We start from the raw sequence: 14,358 nt of genomic DNA on the forward strand, positions 1-14,358 counted from the left end.
TTCGCGCGACAGCAGGCCCGCTCCCCTGTCCTTCCTGCCGCCGCCGGAGGTGAAGCGGTAGCTCGCCTCGACGAAGCTCGGCCCGGTGCGGTGGCCCAGCAGTTCCGGCTGGATGCGCCCGAGGACGCCGCGGTGCAGGAACTGGTGGTTCATGTCGAGGAGGTGCGCGCAGCGGTCTTCCAGCGCGCAGATCCGCCCCGACGCGGTGCGGTACAGGGCGATGCGCTCTCCGGCGAACGAGGCGGCCACCGCCGTGTTCCTGCGCACGCTGCCCGACGCCGCCACTGGATACCAGAAGTCCGGGCCCACCGTGCGCAGGTCGTCGAGGCCGTTCCCGACATCTGCGGGGGAAACGAGTCCGTCGGTCACGCGCATGTCTCCTCAAGGTTCGTCGAGGCTGGTAGTGGCGCGCCGGGTCCACGGACGCGCTGTCGCTCCCGGCGGAGCACCCGGGCGACGGCGCGCCCGCGCTCGCACTCGCGTTTGGGTCCCGGCGGCAGGGGCAACCGGTTCGGTGGACCCGCGGGGGTGACAGCAGTGCGAGACGACCGAAGAACCGAGCATGCGCCGAGAGCGAGAGCTCTTCCATCGAAGGCTACGACCACGCGACGGTGCGAAGCATCGAGGACCGCGCCAGCTCGCTCACCAGTCGGGAACTGGAGGCTTTGGTGCGCTACGAGACCGCCGGCCAGCGGCGAGCCCAGGTCATCCGACTGCTCGTGGCGCAGCTGCGCCGGCAGCGCGCGGACGCGGCCGAGGAGCGGTCGCGGCCCGGCGGCTACAGGCCAGCGCCCAGGTCCGGCACGGACCGGCAGGGCGAGGGCTGAAGGCGGGCGGCGTGGAACCGAGGACGGGACGTATGGCGGATGATCCGCAGCAGGGTAAGACAGGGCAGCGCTATCCGTCGCAGGCCCTGCGCGACTACGCGCTGATCGCCGACGGCGAGCGCGGCGCGCTGGTCGGCCCGCACGGCGAGTACGTGTGGATGTGCGCCCCGGCATGGAACTCCGACGCGGTGTTCGCGGAGCTCATCGGAGGCGCCGGCGTGTACGCGGTCACCCCGGTGGGCCGGTACGTGTGGGGCGGCTACTACGAGTCCAGGTCGTTGATCTGGCGCAGCCGGTGGATCACCGAGGACGCCGTCGTGGAGTGCCGCGAGGCGCTGGCCTTCCCCGGCGACCCGCACACGGCGGTGCTGCTCCGGCAGATCACCGCGCAGGACCGGCCGGCGCGACTGCGCGTAGTCCTCGAACCGCGCGCCGGCTTCGGGTCGCAGCCCATGGACGCCGTCCGCCAAGACGAGGACGGCGTCTGGCACCTGGCCTCCGGCAGCCTGCGCATGCGCTGGTCGGGGGCGCCTCGGGCCCGACTCGACGACGGTGCCCTGACCATGGACCTCACGCTGAAGCCGGGCGAGACCCACGAGCTGGTGCTGGAGATGTCGCAGCGCCCGCTCGGCCGGGTCCCGGTCGACGCGCCTCGCGCCTGGCGGGAGACGGAGGCCGCCTGGCGCCGGGAGGTGCCGGCGCTGCCCGGCACCATCGCCGAGGCCGACGCCCGCCGGTCGTACGCCGTCATGCGCGGCCTGACTTCGTCCTGCGGCGGCATGGTCGCCGCGGCCACCACCAGCCTGCCGGAACGCGCCGAGGCGGGTCGCAACTACGACTACCGGTACGTGTGGATCCGCGACCAGTGCTACGCGGGCCAGGCGATGGCCGCGGCCGGCGACCTTCCCCTCCTGGACGACGCCGTGCGGTTCGTCACCGCCCGGCTGGCCGAAGATGGTCCGCGGCTCGCGCCGGCCTACACCGCCGCCGGAGGACCCGTCCCCGAACAGCGGCAGCTGGACCTCGGAGGCTACCCGGGCGGCTTCGACCTGGTGGGCAACGAGGTCGGCTCGCAGTTCCAGCTCGACGCGTTCGGCGAATGCCTGCTGCTGCTCACGGCCGCCGCCGACCACGACCGGCTCGACGCGGACGGCGTGCGTGCGATGCGGACCGCGGCTGATGCGATCACCCGCCGCCGACATGAGCCGGATGCCGGGATCTGGGAACTCGCCCCCCGTCGCTGGACCCACAGCCGGCTGATCTGCGCCGCGGGCCTACGGGCCGCCGCCGACGCGCAGCACGGCAAAACCTCGGCTCGGTCCCGGCGGGAGGCGGCGGAGTGGCGGCACCTCGCCGACGCCTTGCTCGCGGACGTCGAGGGCAGCGGCCTTCACCGCTCGGGCCGCTGGCAGCGCGCCGACGACGACGAAGCGCTGGACGCCGCGCTGCTGATGCCCGCCGTGCGCGGAGCCGTGCCCGCCGACGACCCGCGCACCGTACGCACGCTGAACGCGTTCCTCGACGAGCTGACCGAGGACCACTACGCCTACCGGTTCCGGCACGACGAGCGGCCACTGACGCAGGCCGAGGGCGCATTCGTGCTGTGCGGTTTCATGATGGCGCTCGCCGAGCACCAGCAAGGCCGCACCGGTGAGGCGCTGCGCTGGTTCGAGCGCAACCGGGCAGCCTGCGGCCCGCCGGGTCTGTTCGCCGAGGAGTACGACGTCGTCCAGCGGGAGATGCGCGGCAATCTCCCCCAGGCGTTCGTGCACGCCCTGATGCTCGAGTCCGCCGCCAGGCTGGCGAAGCCCTGGGCCGCCCGCTGAACGGCCCAGGAACCCCAGAATTCGCAGACCACAGGACCACAGGAAAGGCTGACCATGTCCCAGACCGTCCTCATCACTGGGGCCAGCGGCGGCATCGGGCGCGCCGCAGCCCGCGAGTTCGCCCGGCGCGGCGACCGGATCGGGCTGCTGGCCCGCGGCCGCACCGGCCTCGATGCAGCCGCCGGCGACGTGCACGAGCTGGGCGGGCAGGCCCTTGTGGTGCCGGCGGACGTCGCCGACCACGAGGCCCTGCACGCGGCCGCCGACCGGGTCGAGGAGGCATTCGGGCCCATCGACGTGTGGGTGAACACCGCGTTCACCTCCGTGTTCGCGCCCTTCACTGAGATCACTCCCGAGGAGTTCACCCGGGTCACCGAGGTCAGCTACCTGGGCTACGTCAACGGCACCCGCGAAGCGCTGTCGCGGATGACACCCCGCGACCGGGGCACGATCGTGCAAGTGGGCTCCGCGCTCGGCGAGCGCTCCATCCCGCTGCAGTCGGCCTACTGCGGTGCCAAGCACGCGATCAACGGCTTCACGTCGTCCGTGCGCACCGAACTGATGCACCTGAAGAGCGCGGTGCGGATCACCGTGGTGCAGATGCCCGCGGTCAACACCCCGCAGTTCTCCTGGGTGCTGTCCAGGCTGCCGCGCCGCCCGCAGCCGGTCCCGCCGATCTACCAGCCCGAAGTCGCCGCCCGCGCGGTCCTGTACGCCGCCGAGCACCCGGCCCGCAAGCAGTTCTACGTCGGCGCCTCCACTGTGGCGACGATCCTCGGCAACAAGGTGGCCGCGGGCCTTCTCGACCGGTACCTCGCGCGCACCGGGTACGCTGCGCAGCAGACCGGAGAGCGCAGCGACCCCGAACAGCCGGACAACCTATGGGAGCCGCTGGACGGGCAGGGTGAGCACGCCCGGGACTTCGGCGCCCACGGAGCCTTCGACGACCGGTCCCACACCCGCTCGCCCCAGGCACGGGCGGCCCGGCATCCGGCGCTGCTGCTCGGCGCGACGGCGGCCGCCGGTGTCGCGGCTGCGGCCGGCATCAGCAGGCTCCGCCGCTCCTGAGGGGCGCGGCGCGGGCGAAGGCAGGAACGTAGGGAGCGCCTGCCTGCGCCGCCCTGCCCATGCGGCATCCGCCACCGCCCGCGGTGCCGCGATCAGCCGGCCTCGGCGAGTTCGGGCAGCACCCTCGGTGCGGTAGAAGTCGAAGAACTGCCCCTGGTCCGGGCCGATCTGGTCGACTTAGACCTCGTCGAAGCCCGCCTCGGCGCAGGCACGGACGGCCGTCAGGTGCTGTTGCGGATCATCACCGAATGTCCCGCTGCCGGCCGTCCGGCCTCGCCCGACGAGCATGCTCGCCTGCTCGAAGTGTTGAGGCGTGGGAAGGATCTGGGCGAGTTCGCCGAGCAGTTGCTCGTTCGGCCACAGCTGGTGCACGGTGTCCACGGCCCGTTCCCGGTCCGTTTTCAGCAGACGTTGAGCCCACCGATCACCGGCTTGTAGCCGTACGTCGTCATCTGGGTCTCCGGTCGTGTGAACCACCCAGTTCGCGCAGCGGTTGCCGGCATGCACCGGGGCACCCGGATGCGGAGGGTACGGCCGGATGGGGTGCTTCCTCACCCGGACAGCCGGTCGCCGCGCATGCGCGGTTCCCGACCGGGCACCCGATCATGCAGACGGGGACGTGGCCCGGCTCACCGGAAGGGCAGGAATGAGCACTGTTCAAGAGTCCGCCTCCATCAAAGAGCTGGACGCCGCTGCGCTGGAGGCCGCGCTGCGGGACGAGGTGGACGGCGAGGTGCGGTTCGACGCGGGTAGCCGCGGCACGTACGCCACAGACGGCTCGAACTACCGCCAGGTCCCGATCGGCGTGGTCGTACCTCGCACCGTCGAGGCCGGCGCAGCGGCAGTCGCGGTGTGCGCGCGCTTCGGCGCCCCGGTGCTGTCCCGCGGCGGCGGCACCAGCCTGGGCGGCCAGTGCACCAACACCGCTGTCGTCATCGACTGGACGAAGTACTGCTCCCGGCTGGTCTCCGTCGATCCCGAGGCCCGCACCTGCGTGGTCGAGCCCGGCATCGTGCTGGACGAGCTGAACCGCCAACTGGCCGTGCACGAACTGAAGTTTGGGCCAAAACCGTCGACGCACACGCACTGCACCATCGGAGGGATGATCGGCAACAACTCCTGCGGCGCCTCAGCGCAGGCGTACGGCAAGACCGTAGACAACGTCCGCCGCCTGGAGATCCTCACGTACGACGGCGTGCGCTGCTGGACCGGCCCGACCTCCACCGAGGAGTTCGACGCCATCGCCGCGGGCGACGGCCGCCGGGCGGAGATCTACCGCGGCCTGCGCGGCATCGGCGACCGCTACCTCGCCGACATCCGCCGCGGCTACCCGCAGATCCCCCGCCGGGTCTCCGGATACAACCTCGACGACCTACTGCCGGAGAAGGGCTTCAACGTCGCCCGCGCGCTCGTCGGCAGCGAAGGCACCCTCGTGACGGTGCTGCACGCCGAGCTCGACCTGGTGCCGGTGCCGGCCACCGACGCCATCCTGGTGCTCGGCTACCCCGACATCTGCGAGGCCGCCGACGACGTCCCGGCGATCCTGGCGCACTGCCGGCCCAGCCAGCTGGAGGCCCTCGACGACCGCATGGCCCAGCTCATGCGACAGGAGCACAGCCACCTGGAGTCGCTGGAGGCGTTCCCGCAGGGCGGCAGCTGGCTGCTGGTCCAGTTAGCCGGCGACAGCAAGGACGACGTGGACCGCCAGGCACACGAACTGCTGGACGCCCTCGGCCGCTCCACTGACGACCCCACCGTCGCGCTGTCCGAGGACACCGAGCGTGAGCAGCGCATGCTCAAGGCTCGCGAGGCCGGGCTCGGCGTCACCGCCCGCCCGCCGGACGGCCGGGAGACCTGGGAGGGCTGGGAGGACTCCGCGGTGCCGCCGGAGCGCCTCGGCGACTACCTGCGCGACCTGAAGAAGCTGTTCTCCGAGTTCCACTACGACCACCCCTCCCTCTACGGGCACTTCGGGCAGGGCTGCGTGCACACCCGCATCCCTTTCGGGCTGCGCACCGCGGAAGGCGTCGCGCACTTCCGAAAGTTCGTGCACAAGGCCGCCGACCTCGTGGTGTCCTACGGCGGTTCGCTCTCCGGGGAGCACGGCGACGGGCAGGCCCGCGCCGAACTGCTGCCGAAGATGTTCGGGCAGCGCCTGGTGACCGCGTTCGGCGAGCTGAAGGCGCTGTTCGACCCGGACAACCGGATGAACCCCGGCAAGGTGGTCGACCCGAACCCGGTGGACGGCCAGCTGCGGCTGGGCCCGCTCTGGCGGCCGCGGGATGACTCCGACGCGCGCTTCGGCTACCCCGACGACGACCACTCGTTCAACCAGGCGGTCATGCGCTGCGTGGGCATCGGCAACTGCCGCGGCCACGAAGGCGGCGTGATGTGCCCGTCGTACCGGGCGACCGGCGAGGAGGAGCACTCGACGCGCGGCCGGGCGCGGCTGCTGTTCGAGATGATCGGCGGCCACCAGGACTCGCCGATCACCGACGGCTGGCGATCCACTGAGGTCCGCGACGCTCTCGACCTGTGCCTGGCCTGCAAGGGCTGCAAGTCCGACTGCCCGGTCGGGGTCGACATGGCCACGTACAAGGCGGAGTTCCTGTCCCACCACTACGAGGGCCGGCTGCGTCCGGCCGCCCACTACGCGCTGGGCTGGCTGCCGCTGTGGGCGCGCGCGGCGCAACTGGCCCCCGCGGTCGTCAACGCGCTGCTGCGAGCGCCCGGCATCGCGCGGGTCGGAAAGCGGCTGGCCGGCGTCGCCGACCGTGACGCGCCGCTGTTCGCCGAGCAGTCGTTCCTGAGCTGGTGGCGCGATCGCCGCGTCCCCGAGCCGGAGCCCGGCGACCCGCGGGCCGTGGTGCTGTGGCCGGACACCTTCAGCACCTACTTCCATCCATCGGTGGCCAGGTCCGCGGTCCGGGTCATGGAGGACGCCGGGTTCCGGGTGGCAGTGCCCGAACAGGCGGTGTGCTGCGGACTGACCTGGATCTCGACCGGCCAACTGGGCGTCGCCCGGCGGGTGCTGAACCAGAGCGTCGCCGCGCTGCGGCCGTGGATCGCCGCGGGCACACCCGTCGTCGGCCTGGAGCCGTCGTGCACCGCGGTCTTCCGTGCTGACGCCCCCGAGCTGATGCCAGATGACCAGGACGTTAAACGGCTCTCCGAGCAGTTCCTCACCTTCTCCGAGCTGCTCCTGCACCGGGCGCCCGAGGGCTGGCAGCCGCCCGCGCTCACCCGGGCTGCCACCGTGCAGACGCACTGCCACCAGCACGCCGTCACTCATTTCGACGCCGACCGCGAGCTGATGAGGCGGGCCGGCCTCGACGCCCACGTCCTGGACGAGGGCTGCTGCGGACTGGCCGGGAACTTCGGCTTCGAGCGAGGCCACCACGAATTGTCCATGGCCATCGGCGAGCAGGGCGTCCTGCCCGCGGTCCGCGCGGCCGCGCCGAGCGCCGCGGTGATCGCCGACGGCTTCAGCTGCCGCACTCAGATCGAGCAGGGCGACACCGGACGGCGTGCTGTGCACCTCGCGGAGCTCCTCGCCCTCGGCCTGGACGGGCCCACCCCGGCCGATCACCCCGAGAAGGCCGTGCAGCGCCCCGCCGCTCTGACCGCCGCCGCCGCCCGGCTCGTCACCGGCGCCGTAGTGACTGGCGTGGCCACGGCGGTCGGCGCGGCGGCATGGGCAGCGCTGCGCCGACGGCGACCCTGACCCCGCCGTACCCCGAGGGACGTGAAAGAGCTGCCACCGGCACCGGGCCGGCCGACGGCTGACGACCAGGAGAGAGGAAGAGCCCGTGTCGATCAAGGTTTCCGACTACGTGCTGCAGCGACTGCGCGAGTGGGACGTGGAGCACGTCTTCGCCTACGCAGGCGACGGCATCAACGGCCTACTCGCCGCGTGGGGGCGAGCGGAGAACAAGCCCGAGTTCATCCAGGCCAGGCACGAAGAGATGGCCGCCTTCGAGGCGGTGGGCTACGCCAAATTCTCCGGCAAGGTGGGCGTGTGCGCGGCCACCTCGGGCCCCGGCGCCATCCACCTGCTCAACGGCCTCTACGACGCCAAACTCGACCATGTGCCGGTGGTCGCGATCGTTGGCCAGACCAACCGCAGCGCCATGGGCGGCAGTTACCAGCAGGAGGTCGACCTGCTCAGCCTCTACAAGGACGTCGCCTCCGAGTTCTGCGAGATGGTCACCGTCCCCGAGCAGCTCCCGAACGTCATCGACCGGGCCATGCGCACCGCCTACGCCCGGCGTACCGTCACCGCTGTGATCATCCCGGCGGACGTCCAGGAGCTGGACTACACCCCGCCCGGTCACGCCTTCAAGATGGTCCCGTCCAGCCTCGGCATGGCCAGGTCCGCGCCCGTGCCCGCAACCTCGGAGCTGCAGCGAGCCGCCGAGGTCCTCAACGCGGGCGAGAAGGTCGCCGTCCTCGTCGGCCAGGGCGCGCGCGGCGCCCGGGCCGAGGTCGAGCAACTCGCGCACCTGCTGGGCGCGGGCGTGGCCAAGGCACTGCTCGGCAAGGACGTGCTGCCCGACGAACTGCCCTACGTCACCGGCTCCATCGGCCTGCTCGGCACCCGCCCCTCCTACGAGCTGATGCAGGACTGCGACACCCTGCTGGTGATCGGCTCCAGCTTTCCGTACACGCAGTTCCTGCCGGAGTTCGACCAGGCGCGGGCCGTGCAGATCGACGTCGACCCCTTCATGATCGGGCTGCGCTACCCCTTCGAGGTCAACCTCGTCGGTGACTCCCAGGCCACCCTCCAAGCGCTGCTGCCGCTGCTGAAGGCAAAGACGCACGGCGACTGGCGCAAGACCGTGGAGAAGAACACGGCCCGCTGGTGGGACGTGATGCAGCGCCGCGCCGCGGTCGACGCCGACCCCGTCAACCCTGAGTACGTCGTCCACGCCCTCGACGACCTGCTGCCGCCCGACGTCATGCTGGCCGCGGACTCCGGCTCCTCGGCCAACTGGTACGCCCGCCACCTGCGTATGCGCGGCGAGATGCGCGGTTCGCTGTCCGGAACGCTGGCCACCATGGGCCCGGGCGTGCCGTACGTCATCGGGGCGAAGTTCGCCCACCCGGACCGGCCCGCGATCGCCCTGGTCGGCGACGGCGCCATGCAGATGAACGGCATGGCGGAGCTGATCACCGCCGCCAAGTACTGGCAGGGCTGGCAGGACCCCCGGTTGGTCGTGGCGGTGCTCAACAACCAGGACCTCAACCAGGTCACCTGGGAGATGCGCGCTATGGAGGGCGCCCCACAATTCCTGCCGTCGCAGTCCCTACCCGACGTCGCCTACGCGGACTTCGCCCGCTCCATCGGGCTCGACGGACTGCGGGTGGAGAAGCCCGAGGGCGTGCAGGACGCCTGGCGGCAGGCGCTCGCAGCAGACCGGCCATTCGTCATCGACTTCCGCACCGACCCCGCCGTGCCGCCCATCCCGCCGCACGCCTCCTGGGACCAGATCGAGGCGGCCGCCTCCGCGATCCTGCACGGCGACACCGACCGCGCCGGCATGGTCCGGCAGGGCGTTAAGGCCAAGCTCCAGGAGATGCTCCCGGGCCGCCGGCACCGCGAGGACCGCCCCGGAGCCGGTGGCCAGGAGTGAACGTGCCCGCCGTGCCCGGCGGCGATCCGTTGGTCACCTCGGTCAGAACCGCCGTGTACACCGTGCCCACCGGAACGCCGGAGGCCGACGGCACCCTGGCCTGGAACGCCACCACCGTGGTGACCGTTCACGTCGAGGCCGCCGGGCGCACCGGGCTCGGCTGGACCTACGGCTCCCCGGCCGCCGCCACAGCGGTCAGGAAGCACCTGGCCCCGGTCGTCACCGGGCGCTCGGTCTGGGACGTGGCCGCGGCGAACGAGGCGATGACCAGGGCCGTGCGCAACGCCGCACGGCCCGGCGTCGCCGGCCACGCCGTCTCGGCGGTGGACATCGCCCTGTGGGACCTCAAGGCGCGGCTGCTCGGGCTGCCGCTGGTCCGGCTGCTCGGGGGCGCCCGCGACGAGGTGCCGGTGTACGGCAGCGGGGGCTTCACCACGTACGACGACCAGCAGCAGGATCGCCAGCTGCGCGGCTGGACCGAGGACCTCGGCATCCCCCGGGTCAAAATCAAAATCGGCGAGTCCTGGGGCAGCGACGAGCCCAGGGACCGTGCGAGGATCACCCGCGCCCGCCGCTCCATCGGCGACACCGCGCGGCTGTTCGTCGACGCCAACGGCGCCTACGGCGCCAAGCAGGCGATCCGGCTCGCCGCGCACCTCGACGCGGAGGACGTCACCTGGCTGGAAGAGCCCGTCTCCTCCGACGATCTCGCCGGGCTCGCCCAGGTGCGGCAGGGCGTACGCGCCGACGTCACCGCGGGGGAGTACGGCTACACCCTCGGCTACTTCCACCACATGCTGGCCGCCGAGGCCGTCGACTGTCTGCAGGCCGACGTCACCCGCTGCGGCGGCATCACGGTGTGGCTGCGCGCTGCCGCCCTCGCCGAGGCCCGCGGCCTGCAGATCTCCGGGCACTGCGCCCCGCACCTGCACGCACACGCCGCTGGCGCCGTGCCGAACCTGCGGCACCTGGAGTGGTTCCACGACCACGTCGCCATCGAGAACACCCTGTTCACCGGGGCCCTCGACCCTTCAGGCGGCGCGGTACGCCCCGGCGCCGACGGCGTCCCCGGGCACGGCATGACGCTGAGCGAGGCCACCGCGGAGAAGTACCGGGAGAGCTAAGGGCCGTCACGCCATGGAACTTGCTTGAGTGATGTCGGGGCCCGCCGGAAGCGCGGGCCCGGCTCGCGCCTTCCCGGTGTGGCCGGAGCACGAGGATGTTGTGCGCGTGATCCGAGAGTTCACGCCGTTGCCGTTGCCCCAGTACGCCGTGCGGTCGGTTCGAGCGGGGGGCGCGGATCGCCGCGGGGTTGAGGGGTCATCCGCACATCGTCGGCGTCTACGACTTCGGTGAGTCTCAGGACGGTCCGGACACCTGTGCCCACCTGGTGATGGAACTGGTCGACGGGCGCTCCGTTGCCAACGAAGTCGCCGCCGCTCGACCGGAGCCCGCGACTGCTCCACCGGATGAACCCAGACCGGGCATGGGCGCTCGAAGTGCCACCACGAAGCAGGCTGGCAATCCTTCACATTCACTGAGGCGGAGGTGAACGACGCCCGGAAGCTGCTGCTGCATTCCCTGTCGGCCCCAACGCCGACGCGACGGAGGGGCCCCTTCCGGCGCGGACCCGGGCGGTCGAAGCAGCCGCTGATCGGGCGATCAAGCCACAGCGACGACGGCAGCATGCACTGATAGCTAACAGGGCATCAGAAAACGTTCAGTGAGCGCAGAAACCCCGCGCCCGGGCCCACGCCATCGAACACCGGCCGCATTTTCCCCTCATTTGGCGACGCTCTCACCGTAGTCAGTCGATAGCGGCCGATGGGGGATTCCAGTTGACCGGTAACGCTGAGACAGCTGCCCAGGGGTGGTCCTGAATCGCCGTTGACGGGGTACGCGGTCCGTGACAAATGAGAACGGCGGGGCGCCCCCGGGGTGTTCCGCTCACGAATCGGAGCATGGATGGGAGGCGACTGCCGTGTCGGGTGCGCAGGTGCACACGGGCGCCGGAGGGCCGGCGCACGCGTCGATGTCGGAGCCGGTGGGTGAGCTGGTACAGCGCGCCTCGCAACAGCTGACGGAGCTGGTGCGAGGCGAACTCCGACTGGCCCAGGCGGAGATGACGGAGAAGGGGAAGCGCTACGGCAAGGGCGGCGGGCTGTTCGGCGGAGCCGGACTGGTCGGGTTCCTGACGCTGGAAGCGCTGGTTGTCGCCGCGATCGCCGCCCTCGCGGTGCCGCTGCCGGTGTGGGCCGCGGCGCTGATCGTGACCGCGCTGCTCGGTGCCGTCGCTGGAGCCATGGCGCTGGCCGGCAAGAAGGAGATCGCCCAGGCGGCGCCGCCTGCCCCCGAGCAGGCGATCGAGAACCTCAAGGCCGACGTGGCCGAGATCAAGGAGAGTGCCCACCGATGAGCGAGCCGTCGAAGGACCCGCAGACCACCCCTACACCCGAGGACCTGCGCGAGCACGTCGAGCAGACGCGCGCCGAACTCGGCGAGACCGTGGCGGCGTTGTCCGCGAAGACCGACGTCACAGCGCAGGCCAAGGAGAAGACCGCTCAGGTGAAGGAACAGGTCGCCGTCAAGGCGTCGGAGTTGAAGGCGAAGGCGAAGACTACCGCCGCGCACGCCGGGGAGGTGTGGGAGGAGAAGGCCCCCGAGCACGTCCGGCAGAAGGCGGCCGAAGGGACCCAGGTGGCGCGCGACCACCGCACGGCGCTGCTGGCGGCCCTCGGTGCGATCACCGTGGCGCTGCTGGTCTGGCGCAGCAGGAAGGGGTGACGGCCGGGTGAAGACGCCGAAGATCGCGTACAAGCCCGTCGGTCTCGTGCTGGGCGCCGTGAGCGGCATGCTCGCGGGTGCGGCTTTCAAGCAGGCGTGGAAGGCGATCAGTCACGACGACGACGCGCCCGACGCGACCGACGAGGACCGTTCCTGGGGCGAGATCCTGCTCGCCGCGTCTCTGCAGGGCGCGATCTTCGCGGTCGTCAAGGCCACCGTCGACCGCGCCGGCGCCGCCGCCACCCGCCGCTTCACCGGGACTTGGCCCGGCTGACTCCTGTACTGCTCGCGGGCTCTGCCACTGTCCCCTGCGGTGGGGGCGGTGCCCGCAGCAGCCGACACACGGCACGCCCTGGGAAAAGCGCCGCTTCCCAGGGCTTGTACCCAGGCTTTCCAGCCTGGCCCGACACGGCGGTCGCTGGCGGGGCCGCGCGGTGATCGCTTCCGGGGTCATTCGGTGGGGGCCTCGGGTTCGGCGTCGGGGACGGTCGGAGGGTGGGGGAGGCTGGGTTCGGTGGCGGGGAGGGTGAAGAGGATGCGTGTGCCGCCGGTGTGGCCGCGGTCGACGGCGATCGTGCCGCCGTGGAATTCGACGACCTTCTTGCACATGGCCAGGCCGATGCCGTTGCCGGGGTAGGCGTCGCGGGCGTGCAGGCGCTGGAAGATCACGAAGACGCGTTCGGCGAACTCGGGCTCGATCCCGATGCCGTTGTCGGTGATGGAGAAGCGCCACAGGTCGCCGTCGAGTCGGCAGGCCAGTTCGATGCGCGGAGGGAGCTGAGCGGAGCGGAACTTGATGGCGTTGCCGATCAGGTTCTGCAGAAGCATGCCGAGTTGGGTCCTGTCGCCGGCCACGGTGGGCAGCTCGTCGTGGACGAGGACGGCGTCACTTTCGGTGATGCTCATGCTCAGTGCGGACTCGGTGGCCCGCCAGACCTCGTTCAGGTCGACCTGGACGTACTCTCGGTGAAAACGGCCGACGCGGGAGAAGCTGAGCAGGTCGCTGATGAGCGTCTGCATGCGGACGGAACCGTCGACCGCGAACTCGATGTATTGGTTGGCTCGTTCGTCGAGCTGGTTGGCGTAGCGGCGCTGGAGGAGCTGGCAGAAGCTGGCGACCTTACGCAGGGGCTCTTGGAGGTCGTGGGAGGCGACGTAGGCGAACTGCTCCAGTTCGGCGTTCGAGCGGGCCAGATCCGCGGCGTGGGCGTCCAGGGTCTGCCTGGCGGCTCTGCTGGTGGCCAGTTCTGCCGACAGTCGGCGGCGCATGGCCTCCACGTCGCGGGCGAGCGCGCGCATGTCGGCCGGGCCGCCACTGTCGATGGGGTGGTCGAAGTCGCCGTCGGCCACCGCGCGCGCCTGCCGCGCCAGCCGGTCCAGCGGCGCGTTGACACCGCGGCGCAGCGCGATGAAGGCGAGGACCGCGAGCGCCAAGACGGCCAGACCGATCGCGGAGAAGATCCAGTTGCGCATGCGGCGGGTGTGCGCGAGGTCCGCGCGGGCGCGGGTGCGGCTGTCTCCCAGGTGCTGCTGTTGCGCCCGCAGCGCCGTGCGCAGGGAATCGAACTCCGCCTTGCCGCGGTCCGGCTGGGCCACGGAGGCGGGTAGTGGCTGCCCCGCCGGCGCTGCCGCGATGGGCCCGGCCACGTCGGTCCGCCAGCGATCGGCCCGCGCGAGGATCAGTTCCAGATCTGCCGACGCAGTGCGGTCGTGGGAGGTGAGGGCGCGCAGTTGGTCTGCGGCGCTCTTCTGCTGGGCCAGTCCTTGCGTGTACGGCTCGAGGAACTGCCGCTGTCCCGACAGGGCGTATCCGCGGGTGCCGGTCTCCTGGTCGACGAGCGCTGACTCCAGCCGGACGGCTTCGATCAGGGCGGGGCTGCTGTGGTCGACCAACTGGTCGGTGACCGCGCCGGAGTGCCGGAAGAAGCCTGCGACCAGGACAGCGAGCGTGAGCAGGGCCACCAGCGCACCGGATACGCCGACCGTCAACCAGCGCGAGGTGGTCCACCGTCCCGCGACGGTGCGCGTGTCCGCAGGCGGGCGAGCCGGACGAGTGCCGCTGTCCGGCGCGCGGTCCTCCTCGGAGGACACCGGAGCAGGCACCTGCGGCTGAGTGGACATGACTGCCTCCAAGCCGTCGGAAGCCCTCGGCTCCCGCACTCGGCACACCCGTGTGAACGGACCGCACCCGTTGCACGGTGGCGGCAGTCTACCCCGTGC

The 14,358-nt window shown here is 71.5% G+C and carries 12 protein-coding genes; 9 read left to right on the forward strand and 3 right to left on the reverse strand.

Going from position 1 to position 14,358, the window contains the following annotated elements; translation table 11 throughout:
* Positions 1 to 369: Rieske 2Fe-2S domain-containing protein (locus tag V2S66_RS30235; RefSeq protein WP_330799936.1), on the reverse strand; the 369-nt coding region annotated here is incomplete at its 3' end.
* Positions 370 to 611: 242 nt separating this feature from the next.
* Here V2S66_RS30235 and V2S66_RS30240 point away from each other — a divergent pair.
* Genes V2S66_RS30240 through V2S66_RS30250 form a run of 3 tightly spaced genes read left to right on the forward strand, consistent with a single transcriptional unit; the run spans position 612 to position 3,721 of the window.
* Positions 612 to 827 (forward strand): hypothetical protein, encoded by a 216-nt coding sequence (locus V2S66_RS30240; protein ID WP_330799937.1) that lies wholly within the window; start codon positions 612 to 614, stop codon positions 825 to 827.
* Between the two features lie 32 nt (positions 828 to 859).
* Positions 860 to 2,653: a glycoside hydrolase family 15 protein gene (locus V2S66_RS30245; RefSeq protein WP_330799938.1), complete on the forward strand. Its 1,794-nt coding sequence runs from the start codon at positions 860 to 862 to the stop codon at positions 2,651 to 2,653.
* 54 nt (positions 2,654 to 2,707) lie between these two features.
* Positions 2,708 to 3,721, forward strand: coding sequence for an SDR family oxidoreductase (locus V2S66_RS30250; RefSeq protein ID WP_330799939.1), 1,014 nt, complete (start codon positions 2,708 to 2,710; stop codon positions 3,719 to 3,721).
* Positions 3,722 to 3,898: 177 nt separating this feature from the next.
* Here V2S66_RS30250 and V2S66_RS30255 read toward each other — a convergent pair whose 3' ends face one another.
* A complete protein-coding gene (locus V2S66_RS30255; protein WP_330799940.1) occupies positions 3,899 to 4,102 on the reverse strand; it encodes an LLM class oxidoreductase in 204 nt (67 codons plus the stop codon).
* Between the two features lie 265 nt (positions 4,103 to 4,367).
* Between V2S66_RS30255 and V2S66_RS30260 the strand changes: the two genes are divergently transcribed.
* From V2S66_RS30260 to V2S66_RS30285, 6 genes are all read left to right on the forward strand, one after another.
* Positions 4,368 to 7,445, forward strand: coding sequence for an FAD-binding and (Fe-S)-binding domain-containing protein (locus tag V2S66_RS30260; protein WP_330799941.1), 3,078 nt, complete (start codon positions 4,368 to 4,370; stop codon positions 7,443 to 7,445).
* 85 nt (positions 7,446 to 7,530) lie between these two features.
* Positions 7,531 to 9,354 (forward strand): thiamine pyrophosphate-requiring protein, encoded by a 1,824-nt coding sequence (locus V2S66_RS30265; RefSeq protein WP_330799942.1) that lies wholly within the window; start codon positions 7,531 to 7,533, stop codon positions 9,352 to 9,354.
* Positions 9,355 to 9,356: 2 nt separating this feature from the next.
* A complete protein-coding gene (locus tag V2S66_RS30270; protein ID WP_330799943.1) occupies positions 9,357 to 10,478 on the forward strand; it encodes an enolase C-terminal domain-like protein in 1,122 nt (373 codons plus the stop codon).
* A gap of 908 nt (positions 10,479 to 11,386) precedes the next feature.
* Positions 11,387 to 11,770, forward strand: a complete 384-nt coding sequence (locus tag V2S66_RS30275) for a phage holin family protein (RefSeq protein WP_330799976.1) — start codon at positions 11,387 to 11,389, stop codon at positions 11,768 to 11,770.
* Positions 11,767 to 12,138, forward strand: coding sequence for a DUF3618 domain-containing protein (locus tag V2S66_RS30280; RefSeq protein WP_330799944.1), 372 nt, complete (start codon positions 11,767 to 11,769; stop codon positions 12,136 to 12,138). The genes V2S66_RS30275 and V2S66_RS30280 overlap by 4 nt, the downstream gene beginning before the upstream one ends.
* A gap of 7 nt (positions 12,139 to 12,145) precedes the next feature.
* Complete coding sequence (locus V2S66_RS30285) at positions 12,146 to 12,412, forward strand: DUF4235 domain-containing protein (protein WP_330799945.1); 267 nt, start codon at positions 12,146 to 12,148, stop codon at positions 12,410 to 12,412.
* Positions 12,413 to 12,588: 176 nt separating this feature from the next.
* Here the strand turns inward: V2S66_RS30285 and V2S66_RS30290 are convergent, their stop codons facing one another.
* Entirely contained in the window at positions 12,589 to 14,259 is a 1,671-nt protein-coding gene (locus V2S66_RS30290) for a sensor histidine kinase (RefSeq protein ID WP_330799946.1), read from the reverse strand.
* Between the last annotated feature and the right edge of the window lie 99 nt (positions 14,260 to 14,358).

Origin of the sequence: Actinacidiphila polyblastidii (assembly GCF_036353415.1) — a bacterium.
In the GTDB taxonomy this organism is placed as follows: Bacteria; Actinomycetota; Actinomycetes; order Streptomycetales; family Streptomycetaceae; genus Actinacidiphila; species Actinacidiphila polyblastidii.